The organism is Bacillus sp. Cr_A10 (genome assembly GCF_029222665.1).
Taxonomy (GTDB): Bacteria; Bacillota; Bacilli; order Bacillales_A; family Planococcaceae; genus Psychrobacillus.
Map to the genome: position 1 here is coordinate 1 of NZ_JARHXR010000002.1, position 24,390 is coordinate 24,390.

Here is a 24,390-nt window from a genome sequence, read left to right on the forward strand (position 1 = left end):
AAGCTAGTCTATCAAGCTATATGTCTTAACGTTTTGCATGTTCAGTTTTCAATGTTCATGTTGTCGTCTCGTTTAGGCGACTTTATTAGTATATCTTCTTTCAGTTACGAAGTCAACAACTTTTTAAAAATAATTTAAATTGTTTAACTGTCGTTCCGAAGGACAAGTATTAGTATATCTATTCAACAAACAAAAATCAACCCTTTTTATAAAAAAAGTTTTAATTTCTTATCATTTAATCTCTTATCTATTGTTAGAGCCTTATTTAACACTACTTGTTCATAGCAAATTACGTTTAATGAGATAAGAATAAGGTATTGTATATCTAAAATAGAAAACTCTACATATCATTATATACAGAATATATAGATGGGGGAATTAAAAATGGATTTTCTTCAGCATTATTTAATAGACACGGAAATCATATTAAAATTATGTTTGGCAGCATTATTAAGTTTAATAATAGGTATAGAAAGGGAATTAAAGAAAAAACCGATTGGATTAAAAACTAGTATAGTTATTGCTACATTTAGTTGTCTCTTAACTTACATCTCGATTGAATCTGCTTATACCGCAAATCCTCGAGATGGAATAAATATCACAATGGATCCACTACGTCTTGCAGCACAAATTGTAAGTGGTATCGGTTTTTTAGGTGCAGGTGTTATTTTAAGAAAAGGAAACGATAGTATTACTGGACTCACTACTGCTGCAATGATATGGGGAGCTGGAGGAATTGGAATTGCAGTTGGCGCAGGTTTTTATATAGAAGCGGCTTTATCAGTTTGTATAGTATTAATAGGAATAGAACTGATTCCTCCCGTACTTACTAAAATCGGACCTAAAAGGTTACGATCGAGAGAATTATCTTTGAAGGTACTAGTACCCAATAAAGAAGATATAGAAAAGGTTTATCAATATTTAAAAGAGAATGGGGTATATATAGAAAGCATTCGTATTAAAGATATCATATTAGAGAATAATGTGATAAAGCATGAGATTGAAACGCGTCTGTCTATACTCACTAAAAAAAATACAGTAGAATTTTATTACATCATGAAACAAGAAGACTTTATAGAACGTATAGAAGTTGAATCTATCTAATAAAAGGAGTAATTATATGACAGAATTTTTTAAACTACTAAAAGGTGGAAATAAATCCTCCTTTCTCGCAGCAATTGTTAATACAATTATTGCAATTGTAAAAGGTGTTGCATTCTTTTTTACAGGAAATGTCGCCATGTTCGCTGAAATGATGCATTCAATAGGAGATGCAGCTAATCAATATTTTGTGTTTTTTGGTTCAGCATTATCTAAAAAAGCTCCTACACCTCGATTTCCAAATGGTTTTGGCCGTTTAATTAACTTAGTGTGTCTCGGAGCAGTTATTATTGTTGGTATTCTTTCATACGAAACCATTAAAGAAGGTTGGCATCATGTACAACACCCCGCGGCTTCTACTGGTGTAGCAATAAGTCTTGCTGTACTAGGTTTTAGTATACTCTTAGAACTTTTTGTCCTTTATAAAGCCGGAAAAGAGATCCTACATGAAGTTGGAGAAAAAGGTGGATTTTTAGCGCCACTTACTTCAAGTTTTATTCACCTAAAACGTGCTAAGCCAGCAACGAAGCTTGTATTCATGGAAGATTTAGTCGCTACTACTGGTGGTATTCTTGCATTTGTAGCAGTTTTAATATCCTACTTTACTGGTTTCTTACAAGCTGAAGGCATCGCATCTATAATCATCGGGCTTATGATGTTTTATGTTGTCGGTAAAGTATTCCTTGATAACGCAAGAGGTGCTTTGGGAGAAACAGATGAACAAATGCTTGTCCATATTGCACATATCGTTTCTGAGAACAAAGATGTAAAAGACATAAAGGAATTAGAAGTAATAAAAGAAGGAGAATTCTTACACGTAGACTTAGTAGTTGAAATTGATCCTACTCTTTCATTTTCACAAGTAGATGATATTCATGATGTATTGAAAGAGCTAATCTTAAATCAACAAAGTGTAACGGATGTTACAATTGCCTTTGATGAAGATGACGGAATAAGAAAATGGACGCATCATAAAGATCCACACACCGTATTAAAAACACATGACTGAGCAAAAGCTCAAGTCATGTGTTTTTCTTTTATAGACAAGCAGTAAGTATGGCTTTAGTATCTTCTGCATTCAGCCTTTTAAAATTGCCGTACTCTCCGTTAGCCATTGCCTTATCAACCATTAAGTCAATTTTTGAATCGTCAATATTATAATATGCTAAATTTGTCGGTGCATTCAAAGAAGCCCAAAATTCAGCCAATCGATCAATTCCTTCATGTGCAATTTGTTCCGTGGATTTGCCCTCAGGATTTACATGAAATACTCTAGTTGCTAATTTTGCAAATCTCTCTGGGTTAACAGGAACATTATGGCGCATCCATCTTGGGAAGATGATTGCCAAACCACCAGCATGCGGAATATCGTATACGGCAGATACTGCGTGTTCGATATTATGACTTGCCCAGTCACCTGCATAACCCATTTGTAAGAAGCCATTCAATCCCAACGTTCCTGCAAATAAAATAGTCTCACGAAGTTCATAATTTTCTAAATCCTGTATAAGTTTCGGGGCAGCCTCTATTACCGAGCGGAGCACCCCTTCGATCATCTCATCTTGCACAGGAGTATTAGTAGCATTATTATAATATTGTTCGAACATATGCGACATCATGTCAACAATTCCATATACAGTTTGATCTAATGGCACTGTATATGTATTTACTGGGTCTAAGATGGAGAATTTAGGATAGACAAGCGGGTGACCCCAGCCGTATTTTTCTTGCGTTTCTTCATTAGTAATAACAGAACCAGCATTCATCTCTGAACCTGTAGCTGCTAATGTTAAGATTGTTCCAAAAGGTAACGCTTCTTTTGGAAATGCTTTTTTAGTAACAAAATCCCATGGATTCCCTTCATATTTCGCAGCAGCAGCAATAAGTTTAGTACAATCAATAACGGAGCCTCCACCAACTGCTAGTATTACTTCAATTCCTTCTTTCTTACACAGTTCTGCTCCTTTTATAGCAGTGGTCAATCTAGGATTAGGCTCCACTCCAGCTAATTCAAATACTTCCATATTAGCTTCATTTAAAATAGAGATTACTTGATCATACAATCCATTTTTCTTGATACTGCCCCCACCATATACGATAAGAACTTTCTTTCCATAGAAGGATAACTCGTCCTTTAATTTACTAATTTGTCCTTTTCCAAAAATTAATTTTACAGGATTATAAAAAGAAAACGCATTCATCCAAAAATCCTCCTTCTTTGTATCTTTTTTAATCATAAAAAAACCGCCTGTAATTTACAAGCGGTTCAACTTATTATAAGAAGTGTTTATACCCAACCACGGAAACGTGATGCTTCAGCAGTTTTGCGTACACCAACCATGTAAGCAGCTAAACGCATATCAATATTACGAGTAGTAGCTACTTCGTAAATATTTTCAAAAGCGTCTACCATTTTAGCAACTAGTTTATCGTTTACTTCATCCTCAGTCCAATAATAACCTTGGTTATTTTGAACCCATTCAAAGTAAGAAACAGTTACTCCACCAGCACTTGCTAAAACGTCTGGTACTAGTAATACTCCTCTATCGTAAAGTATTTTAGTAGCTTCTGTAGTTGTTGGACCATTAGCAGCTTCTACTACGATTTTAGCTTTAATATTATGAGCATTTTCATTTGTAATTTGGTTTTCGATTGCAGCAGGAACTAAAATATCACAATCCAATTCTAATAATTCTTGGTTAGAAAGTGTATTTTCAAATAAAGTAGTTACTGTTCCAAAACTATCGCGACGATCCAATAAATAATCGATATCTAAACCGTTTGGATCATGTAATGCACCATAAGCATCTGAAATACCGATAACTTTTGCACCTTGATCATGTAAGAATTTTGCTAGGAAGCTTCCAGCGTTACCGAAACCTTGAATTACCACGCGTGCACCAGTCATATCAATACCACGTTTTTTAGCAGCTTCGTTAATAATGATTGTTACACCTTGTGCTGTAGCACGGTCACGACCTTGTGAGCCACCAAGTACAAGTGGTTTACCAGTAATAAATCCTGGAGAGTTGAATTGGTCCATACGACTATATTCATCCATCATCCAAGCCATAATTTGAGCATTTGTAAAAACGTCTGGCGCTGGGATATCTTTTGTTGGTCCAACGATTTGGCCAACAGCTCTAACATATCCACGGCTTAAACGTTCAATTTCTCCCATAGACATTTCACGTGGGTCACATACAACTCCACCTTTACCGCCGCCATAAGGAAGATCAACAATTCCAGCTTTCAAAGTCATCCACATAGAAAGAGCTTTCATCTCGTCAGGAGTTACACCAGGATGGAATCGAACTCCACCTTTAGTAGGACCTACAGCATCATTATGTTGCGCACGGTATCCAGTGAAAACTTTTACTGTATTGTCATCCATTTTAACTGGGATACGTACTTCCAACATTCTAAGTGGTTCTTTAAGTAGTTCATACATTGCTTCGTCATACCCTAATTTTTGCAAAGCTTCGTGAATTACAGCCTGTGTTGATGTGAACAGGTTTAAATTATCAGCCATTTGATATTTCGCCTCTTTAATTCATAATGATTTCTTCGGAACAATTGTAACATATAGTTGTAGAAATTTGTCTATAAATTATTATTTTGTAAATACTTTTTTAATTCTTTCAATTGCCCAGTCTAACTCTTCTTTTGAAATAATTAGAGGTGGTGCAAAACGAATTACTGTATCATGTGTTTCTTTACATAATAATCCTAGTTCTTTCAAAGCTTCACAATATGGACGAGCTTCTTCCGTTAACTCCATACCAATAAATAATCCACGTCCGCGAACTTCTTTAATAGAAGGATGATCAATTTCATTTAATGCATTAACAAAATATTCTCCAAGTTCAAGTGAACGATCAGCTAATTTTTCGTCAACTAATACATCAAGAGCCGCAAGAGAAACAGCACATGCCATTGGGTTACCACCAAAAGTCGAACCATGTGAACCTGGGTTAAATACGCTTAGTACATCACTATTAGCAACGATACATGAAATTGGGAATACCCCGCCTCCTAATGCTTTACCTAGGATGTACATATCTGGCTCAACGTCTTCCCACTCACAAGCAAACATCTTACCAGTACGGCAAAGACCTGCTTGAATTTCGTCTGCAATAAATAATACATTGTTTTCGCGACATAATTCACGTGCAGCTTTCATAAATCCTACTGGAGGAATAATGATTCCAGCTTCACCTTGAATTGGTTCGATTAAGAATGCAGCAGTATTTGGTGTAATTGCAGCTTTAAGTGCTTCTAAATCACCGTAAGGTATTAATTTGATACCTGGAAGCATTGGTCCAAATCCACGTTTGTATTCAGGGTCTGATGATAAAGAAACAGCTCCCATTGTACGACCATGGAAGTTACCATTACATGCAATCACTTCTGCTTTATCCGTTTCTACACCTTTTACATCGTAAGCCCATCTACGTGCAGCCTTGAATGCTGTTTCAACAGCTTCAGCACCAGTATTCATTGGTAATACCATATCTTTACCTGTTAATTGACTTACTTTTTCATACCATGGTCCTAATTGATCATTATGGAATGCACGAGAAGTTAAAGTAACACGGTCAGCTTGATCTTTTAAAGCTTGAATAATTTTTGGATGACGATGGCCTTGGTTTACTGCAGAATAAGCAGAAAGCATATCCATAAATTTATTACCCTCTGGATCCTTTACCCAAACACCTTCCGCTTCCGATACAACGATTGGAAGTGGATTATAATTATTCGCACCAAATTTATTTGTTTGTTCAATGATCTCATGTGAAATTGTCATTAGATACTCTCCTTCTCTTCAAATAGTAGGTAGACTCACATTAAGGTGAGTCTACCCGTAAAAATTAAAGCATTTCAGAAGTTGTTTTTGCTTGCATATGAAGTCCGATATAGTCAGGACCACCTGCTTTTGAATCTGTTCCTGACATATTGAATCCACCGAATGGTTGGTATCCAACAATCGCACCTGTACATCCACGGTTGAAGTAAAGGTTACCAACGTGGAAATCTTCGCGAGCTTTTTCTAAGTTCATACGGTTATTTGTAATAACAGCACCTGTTAAACCATATTCAGTGTTGTTAGCAATTTCGATTGCTTCGTCGAAATCTTTTGCTTTTGTAAGACCTACAACTGGTCCAAAGATTTCTTCTTGCATAATACGAGCTGTTGGAGATAGGTCAGCTATTACTGTTGGTTGGATGAAGAATCCTTTTGAATCGTCACCAGTACCACCTGTAACTAAACGTCCTTCGCCTTTACCAATTTCGATGTAGCTCATAATTTTCTTGAATGAACCTCCATCGATAACTGGACCAACAAAGTGCTCATCATTATCAGGAACACCAACAGTTAAGTTGTTTGTTAATTCTTCTACACGGCTTACTACTTGATCGTATACATCTTCTACGATTACTGCACGTGAACAAGCAGAACATTTTTGACCACTAAATCCAAAAGCAGATTTCACGATAGATTGAGCAGCTAATTCTAAGTCAGCTTCTTTATCTACAACGATTGTATCTTTACCACCCATTTCAAGGATAGAACGTTTGATCCAGATTTGACCTGGAGCCAATTTTGATGATTTTTCAACGATTCCTAGACCAACATCACGAGAACCTGTGAAGCTGATTAAACGAGTACGTGGGTGCTCAACTAAGAAGTCACCGATTTCCGCACCAGAACCAGGGATGAAGTTTACTACACCTGCAGGCAAACCTGCTTCTTCTAATACTTCAACAAATTTGTAAGAAACAACTGGAGTTGTTGAAGCTGGTTTTAATAGTACTGTGTTACCTGCTACCACCGCTGCAACTGTAGTACCTGCCATAATTGCAAATGGGAAGTTCCATGGAGAAATAACTACTGCTACACCTAATGGAATGTAGTCATAACGGTTATATTCGCCTGGACGGCTTTCTACTGGTGCTCCATCTTTTAAACGTAGCATTTCACGGCCATAATATTCTAAGAAGTCAATTCCTTCTGCTACTTCTACATCAGCCTCAACCCAAGTTTTACCCGCTTCTTTAGATAAAAGAGCAGAAAACTCGAATTTGCGACGGCGAATAATAGCTGCTGCTTTGAAAAGTACATCTGCACGTACTTCAGGTTTTACTTTTTTCCAAGTATTAAATGCTTCATCTGCAATTTGCATTGCTTTAGCTGCTATTTCTTGAGTTGCTTTAGAAACAACACCTACTACTTGCTCTTTATTTGCTGGGTTATAAGAAGTGATTTTACCTTCTGTTGTAATTCTTTCCCCACCAACGATCAATGGGAACTCATTTCCAAGGTAACCTTCAACTACTTTATAGCCTTCTTTAATCGCTTTTTTGTTTTCTTCTTTAGAGAAGTCTGTAAATGCTTCGTGTTTATAATCTATCATGGAAAAATCCTCCTTTAAATTTAGTGCAAATTATTTTAGTGCAAAAATTATTTGCTCTTTTAATCCGTTTACATATATAATAATGCAAAAGATTGTTGCGTTTTTCAAGTGTTAAATTCTAAAATGTTAAAATTTTTTTGAGGTGAGCCGTGTGAGTGAGAAAAATGAAAAGCTTTTTCCTTTTTATAAATTTGCTGCCGAACAAGTAGCTATCGGCATCCACGCAGTTGATACAACAGGAAAAACAGTCATTTATAATGAAAAAATGAAAGAAATCGAGGGCTTAAATTCTGTAGACGTTGAAGACCGTTCCATTTTGGAACTTTTTCAATTTGAACAGCATGAAAGTACGTTATTAAAAGTCCTCCATAGTGGAAAACCTGTATTACGCGTTAAACAAACATACTGGAATCGTAATGGGCAAGAAATAACGACTATAAATGATACATACCCTGTTTTGGATGATAATGAACTTATCGGAGCAGTTGAATTTTCTAGAGATATCACTGCACTTGAACGATTAATTTATCAACCATTAAAAAGGTACAACGAACAAATCACCCTTTCTACCATTACAGCTGTTTCTCCTGCCATGCAAGCAGTATTGGAGCGTTCTATAAAAGCAGCCCATGTTCGAATGCCTGTATTGTTAATCGGAGAAGCTGGTACTGGCAAAGATTTAATAGCAGAAGGAATTCACAATCAGCTCTCTCCAGCTAATAATCAATTTGTTTCCCTTTTTTGCCATAGTTCAGATATTCACTTAATTAATAAATTTAAAAAAGAACTTGAACATATCTCAAACTGTACAATATTTTGTGAAAGAATCGATTTATTATCCCTCGAATTGCAAAAACAGCTTTTAGATATTTTAAATTCAAATAAAGACGGAAATAATTTATTCATCGCAAGCATTGGTGAAGATCCAGTAGATTTAATAGCAAAGGATAAATTAAACAAGGAATTGTATTACTATTTTGCAACCGTGACTATTACAATTCCACCGCTCCGTCAGCGAACAGAGGATATTTTACCTTTTATGAATGATTATTTTAATCGATATCTTAATCTGTATGGCTCGACTATCAATAAAATTGAAGATGATGTCATTCAAGCATTTTTAACGTATGAATGGCCAGGAAATTTAAAAGAGCTTGAACTTCTTTTAGATGAAATCAGCTCGATGATTACTACTGAGCAGGTGCTTAAGTTTGATATGCTTCCACTTCACTTTAAGTTGAAAGTACAGGATTTCAATGAATCCTCAAAAAAAGCAGAGGATTTTGTATTCACTGCTGAAAAAGATTTGTTGCCTTTGGAAGAATATTTGCGTGAAGCGGAAAGATATTATTTACAAAAAGCTTTAGATAAATATGATGGCAATGTAACAAAAGCTGCAGAAGCATTAGGAATGAGCCGCCAAAACTTACAATACCGTCGCAGAAAAATGAAACTATAAGTTTGAATAATTAAAAAGGTGACTCTTAAAGCTGTGAATTCACAACATTTAGGAGTCACCTTTTCATTTATTGAACAGACTGATTAATCCATTCTGCAAGCTTTTCTTTTAATGTGTTAAATCCTTCTTCATCATGTTCATCAACACGCGCTTGTAAAGATTTCCTTGGTTTATCATCTTTTTTAGAAATGGTAGGTTTTTCTTGTAGTTCACGTATTGACAAGCTGATTTTACCAGATTCACTGTCCACTTCTAAGATTTTCACTTCTACTTCTTGGCCTACAGTTAAAAATTCACCGACTTCTTTTACATAGCCGTAAGTAATTTCAGAAATATGCACGAGACCTTGTGTATTTTCGTCTAAACTAACAAACGCTCCATATGGTTGAATTCCAGTAACTTTACCTGTGACAACATCTCCTACCTTATTTTCATTATTCATTTTGTTCACTCCCGATTTCTCTTATGCGCATCTACCCTTATGGTCATGTTAAATTATAACATAATAGAAAGAGAGCAAGCAAAAATCACTGAGTAGGCATAAAAGCTGCTCGCCAGCCATTTTCAGTTTGGATAATACTAAAGCCAACAACTTGCTCTTCTAAGTGAATTGTACGTTCCGGAGCCATTGTTATGATTACATATCCCTCTTTATCCGATCGTTGTTCAAAGTGTAGCGATGAGAACTCCTTCCGAATATCTGTTATTTTTAGTTTTGGAGCACTCATATATTCTTCTTTTGGTATTTGAACGTACGAATCATCTTTTATATACAACTCGTACTTTGTTTCATAATCCTCCATCAGTGAGCAATAATAATATAGACCAACAATCTCTTCCGGCGTTGCATCTTTCAATACTGTTTGATCGTGAGTTGCTGCAAATGATTTATATAGTGCATGAATTTGCTGTAAAAAATCATGATTCACAACTTGATCTTTTGTTATTAAATTAGGCATAAATTTTTCTATATCCCCGTTTTTCGCAAGGTGAAGAGCATCTTCGATATGAGCGTATGAGAAATTATTCCATTCTTCAGATTTTGTCCATCCTGTCTTTTCAAATTCATTGACTATTGGAATTAATAAATATGGAAATGGGGAGTTACCATTAGTTTGAGTCATTAATCTCCATAGTTCTCTATATTCTTCTTTTACAATACCCTTTTTATCGAAAACTGAATTCTCTTTCGTCCCTTTTACCAAAAAATAAAACACACTCGTGTAATATGTTTCTATTTTGGAGTCACCAAAATTATTGTTTATATATTCATCCAGCAAATAGTTCTCCATATTCTCCAATACAACAAATGTATCATTCATCGGATATATTAATTCCCATGCATAAGTAAATGGCTCAAATGCCATCATTTGTAAATAACCATCAGCTATTGAATTTAAATTGCCTGAAAACAATGTGGGAGTAAGTGTAAGATCGATACGAAAAGTAAGATCAATTCCATCCTCCATTATTTTTAATTGAAGACCTTGATTATGTGCAATATATCTTAAATTATTAAATTCCTCTGGAAGGAAACGTTCATTTTCAAGTATTTTATTTACATCGTAAAGGCCGTCTACTTTATACATGGATAGTTCATCTTTGTACTCATTTAGCTCTTCATTTGCATATTCCCTAAAATTATTGATTTTTAAGTAATATTCATTTAAAAAATCTACTGTTTCTTCTTTAGTTAATTTTTTTCCTTGGTGAATTTCTTTGACCATTTCAGAAGGAAGTTTTAAATTATTCATAATTTCCTCATACCGTTCATCTAAGTCGGTAAAAATAGTTCCATTAATGAAAGTGCTAGACCTATCATCCGTGTAATGCTGAAAATGCATATCCGCAGACTTAATAAAGTCTATTTGAGAAAACTCCTCTTCCGATAGGTTCAGCATTTCACGGCGCTTTTCTCTCTCTATCGGATAATTCTTTTTCAATTTTTCTAGAAAAGCTTTCGATTCCTCATTCTGTATCTCTTTTCCATGTCTCGTTTCGTCTTCAAATAAAAATGTTGCTCCAAGTATTCCAATAATTAATGTACTTGCAAAACTAACAGCCAATACGGTAAATCTTTGCCATTTTGATTTAGTAATTTTATTCTTGCTTAGAGGCTCTACTTTTTCCAATTCGATTTTATTTAGAATTCCATCCGTGTCTATACTAGACGGAACTTTATCGTATGAAGTTTTTAATAAGTCCAGTCGTTCCTCAAGCTGCTTATCGTCCATGCTTGGCACCTCCATTCGTTGAAAGTAGGTTTTTTAGTTGGCCTTTAGCTCGTAGTAATCTTGTTTTCACTGTAGTTATGGGAACATTTAATATGTCTGCAATTTGTTCGTACGATAAATCATGAAAATAAAATAAAATAATTGGATGTTGATATTTTATATCCAGCGATTGAATTGCTTGATGCAGCTCCTTATCTTCTTCAAAAAGCAATATACGATCTTCCGCGGACTTAGTGAAGCTATTCATATTGTGATGATTTAGCTTTTTTTCCTTTTCTATTTCTTTCGTTTCCTTACGATAATAGTCTCTTGTTGCATTTAAAGTTATTTTGTAGAGCCAAGTAGTAAATCGCTCACGTTTAAATTGATGTAAAAAACGGTATAGCTTTACAAACACTTCCTGAGTGACGTCTGGAATATCATTCACTTTGACACCGCATTGAAAAGCAAATTTTTCAACGGTTCGATGATGTTTTTGAATAAGCGTTGTATATGCAGCTATGTCTCCTTGCTGCGCTCGCTCGATTAATTCATTTTCAGACATTGCTCCCCCTCGCTCTCTATGTATTGGTGATACGAAAGATATTTCACGAATGTTTCATTTGTTTGTCTACATTTTCTTGTAAACCTCATGTACAATAAGACAGTTGTAAAAAAGGAGGAATTATCTTGGCAAAGCGGGATCATTTTGGATCTAAAATCGGATTTGTATTAGCAGCGGCTGGAAGTGCAATTGGCTTAGGTGCTATTTGGAAATTTCCATATATGGCCGGAACGAATGGTGGAAGCGTATTCGTCTTACTATTTATCTTGTGTACTATATTAATTGGTCTACCGATTTTATTAGCAGAATTCATTATAGGAAGAAAAGGTCAAGCAGATGCAGTGACTAGTTTTAAAAAACTTGCTCCAAGGAAACCATGGTTTGTAATTGGATGGGCTGGGTTTTTCTTTTCTATTATTATTCTATCTTTTTATAGTGTAGTTGGGGGATGGATATTATCTTATTTAATAAGAGCTCTTACATTTAGCTTGAACGGAACAAACGAGACCTTCTATGAGGATTTGTTTAATAGTGTCATTTCAAATCCATGGGAAGTTATAGTCGGACAAGGTGCTTTTATCTTTCTAACAATATGGATTGTATCGGGTGGAATCCAGGGAGGAATTGAGAAGGCTAGTAAATGGATGATGCCTCTTCTTTTAATATTCTTTTTAGTTTTAGCAGTTCGCTCTTTAACTTTAGAAGGTGCAATGGAAGGAGTTAAATTTTTATTCGTTCCTGACTGGTCTTATTTCACATGGGAGACAGCTCTACTTGCATTAGGGCAAGCGTTTTTCTCCTTAAGCGTAGGTGTTTCCGCAATGATTACTTATGCATCCTATTTGCCAAAAGAGACTAGATTAGGCAATTCAGCTCTAAGTGTCTCACTTCTCAATATCGGTGTATCTATTATGGCTGGAATTGTTATCTTCCCTGCTGTTTTTGCTCTTGGATTCTCACCAAATGAAGGACCGGGTCTAGTTTTCATCATATTACCTGCTGTTTTCGAGCAAATAATATTTGGACAATTTTTCTTAATACTATTTTTCGTTTTGTTGCTTTTTGCTACGTTAACTTCGTCTATCAGTATGTTAGAGATTGTAGTATCCATCGGTATTAAGTCAAAATATGAACGTAGGAAACGAGCAGCATGGGTATTTGGGATTCTAATTTTCCTAATTGGTATTCCGAGTGCGTTGTCTTTTGGGATACTTTCTGATATTCACATTTTAGGAATGTCCATTTTTGATTTTGCGGACTTTCTTACAAGTAGCTTTGGGCTTCCATTAGGAGCATTGTTCATCTCTTTGTTTGCGGGTTATGTCCTTACCAAATCTGAACTACAAAATGACTTGAAGGTAAATCAATTTCTATTGAATACATGGCGGTTTATCGTGCGTTTTGCCGCTCCAATAGCAATTATTATCGTCTTCATTCAGGGAGTAATGAAATTATTATGAAATTATTTGTCTAAATTTTTTTATAGGCTATCTCAAAAATGTTGTTCTAAAATGTTTGTGCTATAATATAGTTATACTTATTACTTCTTTGAAAGGATGGATGTAACTATGAAACAAGAACTTCACGTACAATTACGTCAACTGAGGGAAGAACGCAATATTTCTTTAGAACAGCTTGCCCATAAGGCTACTATAGGAGCATCAAAGTTAGAGGCTTATGAATCGGGAAGTGAAACACCATCTGTTCAAACATTATTGAAACTTTCAAATGCATTAGAAGTACCAGCATCTAACCTATTAGATGGCTTACAAAACGAATAAAAGCTTTCGGTTTTTTAACCGAAAGCTTTTTTTGTTTCCCTATAACAACTATACTTAAATAATACATTTCATTTCATATTTTAATGCAATCAATTTATATGAAACTTCTACACACTTTTCAAGTGGTATCCACTGTTCAAAAGAATGTTCATAAATGGTTTGTATTCTTTTGGCCAACTCAGAAGGATGGTCAATACTTTGAAGATCTGCAACAACATCTGCAGCTTCGGCGTCATAACTATCAACACCTATATTAAATGGGTCCCATTCTTGTAATGTCCAAAGTGCTTTTCGATTCATTTCAATTGTGTCCATATATTTTCACCTTACTAGTTTTTATTAGTTAGGGTTATAATAACATAATAATTACAAATTGAAAGGGGTAATTAATTTGCCTGATTTTTCTACCGTTTTTGAAAGACGTAATACACATTCTACTAAATGGGATTTGCTAGAACAAATATATTCCATTCCAGATGCATCCGATGTGCTTCCTATGTGGATTGCAGATATGGACTTTGCTATCCCTTCCACTATTATCGATGCATTACATAAGAGATTAGAACACCCAGTTTTTGGATACAACATTGTTCCAGAAGAAACAAAACTCGCACTTACAAAATGGTTGGATAAAAAACATCAATTAAAAATAGAAAATAAATGGATATTCTTTCAACAAGGTGTAATACCTGCGATGGCTTCTGTATTAGATGCTTTTACCGAAGTAGGAGATAAAATCTTAATACATTCTCCAGTGTACCCACCATTTAATCATGTACCTACACGACTTGGTCGTATTGTAGAGACTTGTGATCTTATGGAGATAAATAGTTCGTTTGAAATCAATTTCGATGACTTTGAGCAAAAGCTATCATCAGGTGTAAAAGCTTTTATTCTTTGTAGTCCCCACAATCCAGGTGGAAAAGTGTGGACCAAAGAAAATTTAACTAAAATTGCCGCTCTATGTGAAAGATATAATGTACTTATAATATCTGATGAAATCCATGCAGATATAGTTTTTAAGCCAAACAAGCATATACCCATTCTTTCGGTAGCGGAAAATGTTAATAATATTATTACTTTCTTTGCACCAACTAAAACATTTAACTTAGCGGGAATTCAAGCAGCTACAATTATAGTGCCAGACCAACAAAAAAGAAAAATCCTAGAGAATCAAGCCTTAGAACGTGGACAAATGGAACTAAACATATTTTCACTGACTGCTTTTCAAGCAGCATACGAACATGGTGAGCCTTGGCTAGAGGAATTACTAGAGGTTGTATCCTCCAATATGGATTATGTAGTAGAACAATTAACGAACAAGTTAAAAGGAATAAAAGTGTCTAAACCTGAGGCAACTTATCTTTTATGGATAGATTATCGAGATACAGGATTATCAGAAAAAGAGATTATGGACTTGCTTTTAACAAAAGGTAAGTTAGCCCTTGAACCAGGTACGAAATACGGGAAAACGGGAGAAGGCTTTTTAAGAATGAACGTTGCCTGTCCAAGACAAACTTTAGAAGATGGAGTTGCACGATTTATTAAAGCTCTTTCTTAAATTATACGAATAAAAAAACAGCCACATCTATGGCTATTCAGATTGTAGACAAATTCAATTTTGGGTGCATAGAGTTGTATATTAAATTCGGCAAGGACCACCACTTCGCTTTCCGTGGGCTTGGCTTCAGCCTCCTCGTTACTGCGTTCCTGCGGGGGCTTCTGCTCAAGCTGTTCCCACAGGAGTCTTCGTGGTGGTCCTTGCCTTATAAACAATTCCTTACAGATATCTACTATCTTTATTTTTTATTGGATAAAGAAACCTCTTTTGAAAGATTTATTATATTACTAACCGTCTATAAAAATTCTTTTGTCCTCTCGATACCATTTGTTATTTTATATTCATCTTCTATATAGACAATTTATTAAAACCATTTAAGGTTGCTGTCCTTCAATACTCCTTCTATTCATTCACAGATCTTTTGTAAGATAAGCCAACAATCAATGACTGCCTTTTGTTTACACACTAAATGATCTAGCAGTTCTGCTTGATCAATCAGTAACATTTCTTACCATTCCGATCCATTGAATTTTTTTTTATCAGTGTAGAACATCACCTTGAAAGTAGTTTTTTCTAAGATGGAGTAGATTGTATTGTTAATGGAAGCAGTTGATTGAAACGGAAGGCGGCGACTCCAGCGGGAACAGCGTGTCCAGGTGAGACCCCGCAGGAGCTTGCGACGAGGAGGCTCACGGACCGCCCGCGGAAAGCGTCCGCCTGGAGTGTAAATCAACGATCTAAATATATATTATCTATCTATATTTATCGTAATAGAAAAAAGACCGAAGACAAACTCGAAAGTCTTCGCGTTTGTCTTCAGTCTAAAACAGCCATATAAATAGCTTTTTTTATTTGTATTAAGTTACTTATCCAGTTGTTCCTTCTTTGCCTGCATAATTCTCTCTTCTAACTCTTTTGCTTTCGCTGCGTCTTTAATCGATTTTCGTTTTAACCATCTAAAAACAATAATACATAGAATAACTAAAACAACTAATTCAATAACCACTGGAATATACTCCGTCTTATCTTCCGGAAAATACAAATATAAAAAACCTAGTTGTAAAAACTGCAACATCTTAACACTTCCCTATTTATTTTTGTACGATTTCAATAGAATCTATCGTAATGTCTTCTAGTGGCTTGTCATTTTCATCTTTTTCTACAACTGCAATTTGGTCAACGATCTCCATACCTTCTATAACTTGTCCAAAAACGGTATGTTTTTGATCTAAGTGTGGAGTTCCGCCATTTTTCTCATACGCAGCTGCAATTTCTGCTGGCCATCCACCGTCTTCTAATTGTTTAGCCTCTGCTTGAGCACTTGATGCTTGTACAATGAAAAATTGACTTCCATTTGTATTAGGTCCAGCATTAGCCATAGATAATGCTCCTCTTAAGTTAAACAGGTTCATCGAAAACTCATCTTCGAATTCTTCACCGTAAATACTTTCTCCACCCATACCAGTACCTGTTGGGTCTCCCCCTTGAATCATGAAGTCTTCGATCACTCGGTGAAAAATAAGACCATCATAATAGCCCTCTTCAGCGTGAGTTAAAAAGTTTTCAACCGTTTTAGGTGCAAGTTCAGGGAATAATTTAATTTTAATAGGTCCCTTTGATGTATTCATAATAACTAGAGCTTCATTTGAAGCAACTTCTGATGAAAGTTGTGGATACATAATTTTGTCTCCTTCATTTTCCGTTGTTGTATTTTCCGTTTCTGTATTAACTACCTTTTTGTCACCGCATGCCCCTACTAGCAAAACAACACTTATTAATAATAAAAAAATAATTTTTTTCACAGTTTGTTCACCCCAAATAATTCTAACATATTGAAAAGTCATTTTCAGTGACAAAGTATCTAACTTTATTAGCTACACAAAATAACCTATAATGGGTAAAAGAAAAGCGACAAGCGCCACTTAGCAGCGACGAGCTTGCACATTTGACATTGAGTGGCTGGTGTTTGGAGTCTTGAAAGTTTTTATATAAAGTAATTACTTAACTATTTTTTTTGAGAAGGTACGCAACAAATAGAAAGAAGGGATTTGGATGAGCGTACAAAAAAGTAACTTTATTATTATGTGGTTTTCTAACTTTTTAGTATCTGGAACAATGACAATGATTATGCCCTTTTTATCTTTATACATCAACACAATGGGAGACTTTTCGGATGCCTATGTTCAAAAATGGTCTGGTCTTGTGTTCGGGGCAACATTCGTATCGGCCTTTTTAATGTCTCCGATTTGGGGAAGAATTGCTGATAAATATGGGTACAAGCCTATTTTAATTATTAATGGCTTCGGTATTGCTATCAGTGTTTTATTAATGGGATTTGTTTCCTCTGTTGAAGCATTTTTTGTTCTTCGATTATTTATGGGAGTCGTTACTGGTTTCATCCCTACATCATTGGCTTTTATTAGCTCCCAGACTCCTAAAAAAATTGCAGGTAAAACAATGGGAACTCTTCAAATGGGAAGTGTTTCTGGTACATTATTTGGACCTATATTCGGAGGATTTCTAGCGGATACATTCGGCTTTCAATATACGTTTATAATTACTTCCAGCGCTGTATCAATTGCTGCGTTACTCGTTATTTTTGGCGTACATGAAATAAGAAGAGAAAAGAAAAAAGGAGATCATGAATATTCTAGAAAAACAGTAATTTCAGGAATTTTTCATCATCGCCTCATATTAAACGTTTTAATGATTACTTCTCTTATACAAATAGGTTTGTTTAGTATCCAGCCTCTTTTGTCCTTATATGTATCGCATCTGACCAATTCAACTGAAGTTGCACTACTTGCAGGAGTCACCTTCAGTGCTACAGGAGTCGGCAGTTTGCTATTTGCTAGAACATGGGGAAAACTAGGGGATACCCACGGATACGAAAAAATATTATCTGTTTTGCTGATATTGGCCTTAATTTTCATTGTCCCACAAGCATGGGTAACGGATTTATGGCAATTAATCATACTACGCTTCCTTTTTGGTATTGCGTCAGGTGGGTTGATACCTGTTACAACTGCCTTGATAAGAAGAGAAGCCCCTATTGAAGTACAAGGTGAACTAATGGGCTATAACACAAGCTTCCGCTTTTTAGGCAATATAATTGGTCCGATGTTTGGTGGATTCATCAGTGGATACATTGGTATATCTTCCGTTTTCTATGTAACAGGGTCACTGTTTTTATGTGGCTATTTAATCATCTACTTTGCGAGAAAAAAACCAGTTCAAGACTTTGAAGATGTTTTATTGGAAGAAGAGCTTCACGCTAAACAAACAAATTAAAAATGAGCACACTTTCGAATAGAAAGTGTGCTATTCTTTTTATTAGATTATAGGAACTGGAGTGCAACAAATGCGACAAGTAATAGGGTTTCTCCTTATTTTATTATGTTTCCCTTTAATATGGATGTTGACATCCTTTATCCATACAGAAATATTGTCAGCGTCTTCTTTTCAAGATGATTTAAAACAATCCATTCAATTATCAACCCCTCCCCTGTCTTCACCAGTTGTATTGTTAGACGAAAATGAACAAATCTTTTCAGAGGATTACGTAGAATGGAGAGATCCCCTACCGCTTGAGTCAATACCTTTATTTGTACAAGAGTTGTTCATTCAAAGCGAGGATGTAGAATTTTACAATCATATTGGATTTAATTTTAGCGCAATATTCCGAGCTGTTTTTGCCAATGCTTCTGCCAATGCAAAAGAACAAGGTGCTAGTACAATTACGCAACAATTAGTAAGAATACGATATTTATCTACAGAGAAAACGTATGAACGAAAAGTGACGGAGCTTATTTATGCATATGAAATGGAAAAGCAAGCAACAAAAGATGAAATATTAACGAATTATTTAAATGAAATATATTTTAGTAATCAGGTCTACGGTATTGGAGCTGCTGCAACTTATTATTTTGGAAGACCATTACACGAATTATCAGATGCAGAACTTGCCTTTATTAGTGCGATTCCAAACAATCCAACAATCTACGATCCTATAGATAATTTTGATGCAACAAAGAAAAGACAGGAATTACTTATAGATGTCCTAGTGAAAAACGGAAAAATACCAAAGGAAAGTGGAGAAGCAATAAAGGCTGAACCAATCGTCCTGAAGACAAAAACAAAAAAACAGCTGTACCCTACCTATAGCACTTATGTTTTAGAAGAGTTGAAGAATTTAGTTGCATCAAAAGAAGGTTTTACCGAGAAAATAGCAACTGCCCAAAATGAACAGCAAAAGCTCTTTTTAGAAAATGAACTGCAAACTAAAGTGAATGATGTGATAGCTCAAGGAGTGACAATTTATACAGCTCTTGATCCGTCGAAACAACTAGACGATGAAAAGTACGTAAATAAACTATTAGTTAAAACGCCTGATTTACAGGCTGCATCGGTTGTCATTAATAACGAAACACGAGAAATCATCAGTTTATACGGAGGTAAAGAGTATAAAAAATTTGATTTTCATCGTGCGTATCAAGCGGTTAGACAACCAGGATCAGCATTAAAATCATTACTTGTGTACGCACCAGTTTTTGAAACAACTACATTAACTTCTAATAACTCAATAAATGGCGGTAAACTTTGTATTGGCTCATACTGTCCTCAAAACTATGGAGGCGCACTTTACGGGAATGTAACGATTAAGCAAGCTTTTCGCTTCAGTCACAATACTCCTGCAGTACGGTTATTAGAAACCGTTGGAATAGATAATGCATTTGCAAAACTAGAGCCATTCCAATTTAATCATTTAACGAATGAAGATCATACTTATGCTGCCGCACTTGGTGGATTAACACATGGCGTTACAGTATTAGAAATGGCTGATGCTTATAGTAGCTTTATAGATGGTATGTATAAGCCTGCTCGTGCCATTCGAAAAGTTACAGATAAAAAGGGAAACATTTTATATGAATGGAATGAAGAAAAAACAGAGGTTTGGTCTCCTAAAACAATTCAAACTATGAGAGGATTACTTTCCGACGTAGTGCAAAATGGAACGGGAAAAGGAATCTCTATTCCATCTACCTACGTTGGCGCTAAAACTGGAACTACGAATGACTATTATGATTACTGGATTGCTGGGTTAACAGATACATATACCTCAGCAGTATGGATTGGCTATGACATGCCTAAAAATATGAAATCAATCGAATCTAGAAAAATTCATCATTCTATTTTTAACAAAATTATGAGAGAGAAATAGAAAAGAGTCATCTCCAAATGGAGATGACTCTTCTTTTGTGATTTGGTCTCGGTTTCTTGCTAATTAGTCTTCAATTGGCTTCAATTGGTCTCGGTAAAGAATGAATTGGTCTCGTTCTGCCGTTTAATTCCTCATAAACTAGCGATTTTGTGACAATTATAAAAATGGTAAACTTGCCACTATTCCATTATAAAGTTTAATCGTCACATAGATGACTAATGTTAAAAATAGACTCCATACCATAAACTCGAACATTATTAACCCTACCGTCCCCATCATGCTCATTGAACTGCTTAATTTGAAAATGACATATACAAAATAAACAAAAGCTGTAGCTAAAAAAATGATGAGCAATATTTGAAGAGATTGAAAACCGATTGCTGAAATAAATGATCCAATAAAAAAAATGACGTATCCACCACGTGCTTGAGAAATAGTCTTACCTTCTAAATCTTTTGAGAAAAACAACATCCCAATCTCATGTATTGTTTCAGCAATCAACTTAAGTGCAGAAAAAAGCATAAAATAAATAAGTGCTAGGATAATAACTAAGAACAGTTTCAATTCCAAATCGGATAAAAACTCTCTCATTCCACTATAAACACCAATTACTTTAAAAAGATCTATCGCTTTGTTCATTGTAAAAATAGAAAAAGATAAACTAAATAACAAAATAGTGATGAGTGGTAAAAATCCAAACACATATGGGTTCTTCATAGCTTCTCCTCTTATTCTAGTATCCATACTTTTGTATCATATCGAAGAAAAGGTATATTCTGCAAGTAGATATCTATTTTTCATCAATGCAATTACTATACTTTTACGTTATAATTTTAGGGATGCATTTTAAATACATAGCTTGGAAAGGAGGATTCCTTTGTCCTTAGTTTTTGCAATATTCGCACCCGTCATTGTTGCACTTGTGATCCCTTTGTTATTTAAAAGGGTTCCTACTATACATACCGGCTGGTTTGTATTACTTGTACCCGTTGCACTTGTTTGTTTTTATGCAACCTACATACCTTCTATTATGAAGGGATCCACTTATATGGAGGAGCTCCCTTGGATACCGTCACTCGAGATATCCTTTATCTCTTATTTAGACGGATTAAGCTTGCTTTTTTCGTTGTTAATTACAGGAATAGGGGCACTTGTTGTTCTATACTCCATCTTTTATATGAATAAGAAAAAAGAAAAGCTTGGCAATTTTTACGTTTATTTATTAATGTTTATGACTGCTATGCTCGGAGTTGTTCAGTCAGATCATCTAATAAGTTTGTATTTCTTTTGGGAATTAACGTCCATATCTTCTTTTCTTCTTATTGGATATTGGTATACGAAAGATCGTTCTCGATTTGGTGCTCTTAAATCCATGATGATTACTGTTTTCGGTGGATTAATGATGCTAGGAGGCTTCTTGATTCTTGGCATTATCGGAGAAACATTTTCAATTCGTGAGCTAATTGAACAAGCACCTGCTCTAGCTAGTCAGGATCTATTTGTTTGGGCACTTGTACTCGTTTTACTTGGGGCATTTACAAAGTCAGCTCAGTTCCCATTTTATATTTGGTTACCTGATGCAATGGAAGCACCAACACCTGTCAGTGCGTATCTGCATTCTGCTACGATGGTAAAAGCAGGATTATATTTGGTAGCAAGATTTACTCCGATCTTTGCTCTATCCGAAGTATGGATATGGCTTGTTACCGGAGTGGGTATCATCACATTATTATGGGGTTCCTTCTTTGCTGTCAAACAAACAGATCTAAAAGCGATTCTTGCTTTTTCAACTGTCAGTCAACTTGGTCTAATCATGTCTTTACTTGGAATCGGTTCTGTCGCTTATCATGTTACGGGTGACTTAGTTGCTACATTTACATTTGCAACCTTTGCGGCGATCTTCCATCTAATTAATCACGCTACATTTAAAGGTAGCTTATTCATGATTGCAGGTATTATTGATCATGAAACAGGTACAAGAGATATCCGAAAACTTGGTGGACTCATGAGTTTAATGCCAATCAGCTTTACGATTGCATTAATCGGGAGCTTATCAATGGCAGGAGTACCACCTTTTAATGGATTTTTAAGCAAGGAAATGTTCTTGGACGCTACATTAGAGTTACAGCATTTCGACCTGTATGCATTCGATACTTGGGGCATATTGATTCCAATTATCGCATGGATCGCTAGTGTATTTACATTTGTTTATAGTCTTTATTTTGTTTTTCATACATTCCGTGGGAAACATAAACCGGAACAATTACCTAAAGCAGCTCACGAAGCTCCAATTGGAATGCTAGTTTCACCAGGTATACTAGCAACTCTTGTTATAGTTATTTTCTTTGTTCCAAATTTTATTGGTACTACGTTTATTAAACCGGCGGTAGCTGCTATTCAACCTTTAGCATACAAAGTTCCTGCGGAAGTAGCCTTTACAATAAAAGCTTGGCATGGTTTTAACTCGCCTGCCTTATACATGACACTTGGTATCTTTTTAGTAGGTTTCTTATTCTATAAAACCTTACCAAAATGGACTCCAGTTTACGAAAAGTTGCCATCAAAATTCACTTTAAACAATATGTATGACGGAATAATGCGACTTGCAGATGGAGGAGCTCATCGCTTTTCATCCATGTATATGACAGGTTCTTTTCGTTCTTATTTTGTCTTTATGTTTGCTGCGATCATCGTATTACTCGCTGGTACAATGTGGTTTAAGGATGCATTTGTAATTAGTTTTGAAAACTTAGCACCTATTCGTTTCTTTGAGATACTTATTTCAATTATATTAATCGTTGGAACTGTTACAATTTTGGTTACGAAATCAAGACTTACAGCGATAATTGCACTTGGAGCAGTAGGATACACGGTTGCTTTATTCTACATCATCTTTAAGGCTCCTGATCTTGCTTTAACACAATTAGTAATTGAAACAGTTTCAGTAGCATTATTTTTAGGGGCATTTTATCATTTGCCTAAAATGGACAAGCATGAAAAAGGAAAAGAAGATAGAGGCTTCCGACTTGGAAACTTCCTTATTGCTCTTGGAGTTGGTGTAATGGTTACATTGATCGCTATCTCTTCTCATTCACAAAAGCTTATTCCTTCTATAGCAGATTATTATAAGGAAACTGTTTACTCAGAAGCTGGTGGCGGAAATATCGTAAACGTTATTTTAGTAGATTACCGTGGATTTGATACTTTATTTGAAATAAGTGTGTTAACAATTGCTTCATTAGGAATTATAGGAATGATTACACTGCGTCTAGCAAAAAAGAAAGGAGATAGAAAAAGTTGAAAACGAATGATTTAATTATTCAAACGACCACGAAAGTAGTATTTTTCATTATTTTTCTCTTCTCCATTCATATCTTTTTTGCAGGACATTATACTCCTGGTGGAGGATTTGTCGGCGGATTGTTGATGTCTAGTGCTATTGTTTTATTATTATTAGCTTTCGACTTGAAAACAGTAAAAGAGATGCTTCCGATAAACTATACGGTTCTTACTGCAACCGGCTTATTAATTTCGTTAGCAACTGCCGCTGGTTCTATATTCTTTAATGTGCCATTTTTTACACATGCCTATGATTATTTTAATTTACCTTTACTTGGTGAAACGTCGATCCATACAGCAATGTTTTTCGATACAGGCGTATACTTAGTTGTAGTCGGAGTAACGATGACAATCATTCAAATGATAGGAGGAGATGAATAATGGAAATATTAATGTCCATTTTAATCGGCTTTCTATTCATGGCAGCCATTTATTTAATACTTTCTAGAAGCTTACTCCGAATTATTATCGGAACGGGCTTGCTAAGTCATGGAACACATCTCTTACTTATAACAATGGGCGGGTTAAATGGAAAAGCTGCTCCTGTTTTAGCTGATGGGGTAACAGATTATGTTGATCCACTTCCCCAAGCTTTAATACTTACAGCTATCGTTATTAGCTTTGGTGTTACCGCATTTTCTTTAGTATTAGCTTATCGAACCTATAAAGAGCTAGGTACAGACAATATGGATTTAATGAAAGGAACAGAAGACAATGATTAATTTATTATTATT

22 protein-coding genes are annotated in these 24,390 nt (G+C 35.3%); 11 read left to right on the forward strand and 11 right to left on the reverse strand.

Annotated elements, in window-relative coordinates:
- Positions 1–384 precede the first annotated feature (384 nt).
- Entirely contained in the window at positions 385–1,104 is a 720-nt protein-coding gene (locus P2Q73_RS00730; RefSeq protein WP_275782856.1) for an MgtC/SapB family protein, read from the forward strand.
- Between the two features lie 16 nt (positions 1,105–1,120).
- The gene (locus tag P2Q73_RS00735) at positions 1,121–2,110 is read left to right on the forward strand and encodes a cation diffusion facilitator family transporter (protein WP_053588539.1); all 990 of its coding nucleotides are present in this window, start codon (positions 1,121–1,123) and stop codon (positions 2,108–2,110) included.
- A gap of 28 nt (positions 2,111–2,138) precedes the next feature.
- Here the strand turns inward: P2Q73_RS00735 and P2Q73_RS00740 are convergent, their stop codons facing one another.
- From P2Q73_RS00740 to pruA, 4 genes are all read right to left on the reverse strand, one after another.
- The gene (locus P2Q73_RS00740; RefSeq protein ID WP_056832835.1) at positions 2,139–3,302 is read right to left on the reverse strand and encodes an iron-containing alcohol dehydrogenase; all 1,164 of its coding nucleotides are present in this window, start codon (positions 3,300–3,302) and stop codon (positions 2,139–2,141) included.
- A gap of 86 nt (positions 3,303–3,388) precedes the next feature.
- A complete protein-coding gene (locus P2Q73_RS00745; RefSeq protein WP_053588538.1) occupies positions 3,389–4,633 on the reverse strand; it encodes a Glu/Leu/Phe/Val family dehydrogenase in 1,245 nt (414 codons plus the stop codon).
- A gap of 81 nt (positions 4,634–4,714) precedes the next feature.
- The gene (locus P2Q73_RS00750; RefSeq protein ID WP_053588537.1) at positions 4,715–5,908 is read right to left on the reverse strand and encodes an ornithine--oxo-acid transaminase; all 1,194 of its coding nucleotides are present in this window, start codon (positions 5,906–5,908) and stop codon (positions 4,715–4,717) included.
- A gap of 64 nt (positions 5,909–5,972) precedes the next feature.
- Complete coding sequence (gene pruA / locus P2Q73_RS00755; protein WP_053588536.1) at positions 5,973–7,517, reverse strand: L-glutamate gamma-semialdehyde dehydrogenase; 1,545 nt, start codon at positions 7,515–7,517, stop codon at positions 5,973–5,975.
- A 151-nt stretch (positions 7,518–7,668) separates the two neighbouring features.
- Between pruA and P2Q73_RS00760 the strand changes: the two genes are divergently transcribed.
- The gene (locus P2Q73_RS00760) at positions 7,669–8,976 is read left to right on the forward strand and encodes a sigma-54-dependent Fis family transcriptional regulator (RefSeq protein WP_053588535.1); all 1,308 of its coding nucleotides are present in this window, start codon (positions 7,669–7,671) and stop codon (positions 8,974–8,976) included.
- A 67-nt stretch (positions 8,977–9,043) separates the two neighbouring features.
- Here P2Q73_RS00760 and yugI read toward each other — a convergent pair whose 3' ends face one another.
- From yugI to P2Q73_RS00775, 3 genes are all read right to left on the reverse strand, one after another.
- Positions 9,044–9,418: a S1 domain-containing post-transcriptional regulator GSP13 gene (gene yugI, locus P2Q73_RS00765; protein WP_053588534.1), complete on the reverse strand. Its 375-nt coding sequence runs from the start codon at positions 9,416–9,418 to the stop codon at positions 9,044–9,046.
- Positions 9,419–9,503: 85 nt separating this feature from the next.
- Positions 9,504–11,210, reverse strand: a complete 1,707-nt coding sequence (locus tag P2Q73_RS00770) for a hypothetical protein (protein WP_275782867.1) — start codon at positions 11,208–11,210, stop codon at positions 9,504–9,506.
- On the reverse strand, positions 11,200–11,754 hold the full coding sequence (locus P2Q73_RS00775; protein ID WP_275782870.1) for an RNA polymerase sigma factor: 555 nt from the start codon (positions 11,752–11,754) through the stop codon (positions 11,200–11,202). The genes P2Q73_RS00770 and P2Q73_RS00775 overlap by 11 nt, the downstream gene beginning before the upstream one ends.
- 125 nt (positions 11,755–11,879) lie before the next feature.
- Between P2Q73_RS00775 and P2Q73_RS00780 the strand changes: the two genes are divergently transcribed.
- On the forward strand, positions 11,880–13,214 hold the full coding sequence (locus tag P2Q73_RS00780; RefSeq protein ID WP_275782872.1) for a sodium-dependent transporter: 1,335 nt from the start codon (positions 11,880–11,882) through the stop codon (positions 13,212–13,214).
- Positions 13,215–13,322: 108 nt separating this feature from the next.
- Positions 13,323–13,535 (forward strand): helix-turn-helix domain-containing protein, encoded by a 213-nt coding sequence (locus P2Q73_RS00785; protein WP_275782874.1) that lies wholly within the window; start codon positions 13,323–13,325, stop codon positions 13,533–13,535.
- 54 nt (positions 13,536–13,589) lie between these two features.
- Here P2Q73_RS00785 and P2Q73_RS00790 read toward each other — a convergent pair whose 3' ends face one another.
- Positions 13,590–13,850 (reverse strand): DUF1871 family protein, encoded by a 261-nt coding sequence (locus P2Q73_RS00790; protein ID WP_053588529.1) that lies wholly within the window; start codon positions 13,848–13,850, stop codon positions 13,590–13,592.
- A 76-nt stretch (positions 13,851–13,926) separates the two neighbouring features.
- On the opposite strand from P2Q73_RS00790, the gene P2Q73_RS00795 reads away from it, so the two are divergent.
- Complete coding sequence (locus P2Q73_RS00795) at positions 13,927–15,096, forward strand: MalY/PatB family protein (protein ID WP_275782876.1); 1,170 nt, start codon at positions 13,927–13,929, stop codon at positions 15,094–15,096.
- Between the two features lie 862 nt (positions 15,097–15,958).
- Here the strand turns inward: P2Q73_RS00795 and P2Q73_RS00800 are convergent.
- Positions 15,959–16,171: a hypothetical protein gene (locus P2Q73_RS00800; protein WP_056832793.1), complete on the reverse strand. Its 213-nt coding sequence runs from the start codon at positions 16,169–16,171 to the stop codon at positions 15,959–15,961.
- A gap of 16 nt (positions 16,172–16,187) precedes the next feature.
- Entirely contained in the window at positions 16,188–16,775 is a 588-nt protein-coding gene (locus P2Q73_RS00805) for a peptidylprolyl isomerase (RefSeq protein ID WP_275783441.1), read from the reverse strand.
- Between the two features lie 373 nt (positions 16,776–17,148).
- On the opposite strand from P2Q73_RS00805, the gene P2Q73_RS00810 reads away from it, so the two are divergent.
- Entirely contained in the window at positions 17,149–18,387 is a 1,239-nt protein-coding gene (locus P2Q73_RS00810; RefSeq protein WP_275782881.1) for an MFS transporter, read from the forward strand.
- 70 nt (positions 18,388–18,457) lie between these two features.
- Entirely contained in the window at positions 18,458–20,317 is a 1,860-nt protein-coding gene (locus tag P2Q73_RS00815) for a transglycosylase domain-containing protein (RefSeq protein ID WP_275782884.1), read from the forward strand.
- Positions 20,318–20,473: 156 nt separating this feature from the next.
- Here the strand turns inward: P2Q73_RS00815 and P2Q73_RS00820 are convergent, their stop codons facing one another.
- A complete protein-coding gene (locus tag P2Q73_RS00820) occupies positions 20,474–21,034 on the reverse strand; it encodes a DUF5366 family protein (protein WP_053588524.1) in 561 nt (186 codons plus the stop codon).
- A 160-nt stretch (positions 21,035–21,194) separates the two neighbouring features.
- Between P2Q73_RS00820 and P2Q73_RS00825 the strand changes: the two genes are divergently transcribed.
- From P2Q73_RS00825 to P2Q73_RS00835, 3 genes are read left to right on the forward strand one after another with little or no spacing between them, the layout of a single operon-like run.
- Positions 21,195–23,618: a Na+/H+ antiporter subunit A gene (locus tag P2Q73_RS00825; protein ID WP_275782887.1), complete on the forward strand. Its 2,424-nt coding sequence runs from the start codon at positions 21,195–21,197 to the stop codon at positions 23,616–23,618.
- On the forward strand, positions 23,615–24,037 hold the full coding sequence (locus P2Q73_RS00830) for a Na(+)/H(+) antiporter subunit B (RefSeq protein WP_053588522.1): 423 nt from the start codon (positions 23,615–23,617) through the stop codon (positions 24,035–24,037). The genes P2Q73_RS00825 and P2Q73_RS00830 overlap by 4 nt, the downstream gene beginning before the upstream one ends.
- Positions 24,037–24,378, forward strand: coding sequence for a Na(+)/H(+) antiporter subunit C (locus P2Q73_RS00835; protein ID WP_053588521.1), 342 nt, complete (start codon positions 24,037–24,039; stop codon positions 24,376–24,378). Before P2Q73_RS00830 ends, P2Q73_RS00835 begins: the two co-directional genes overlap by 1 nt.
- Positions 24,379–24,390 lie beyond the last annotated feature (12 nt).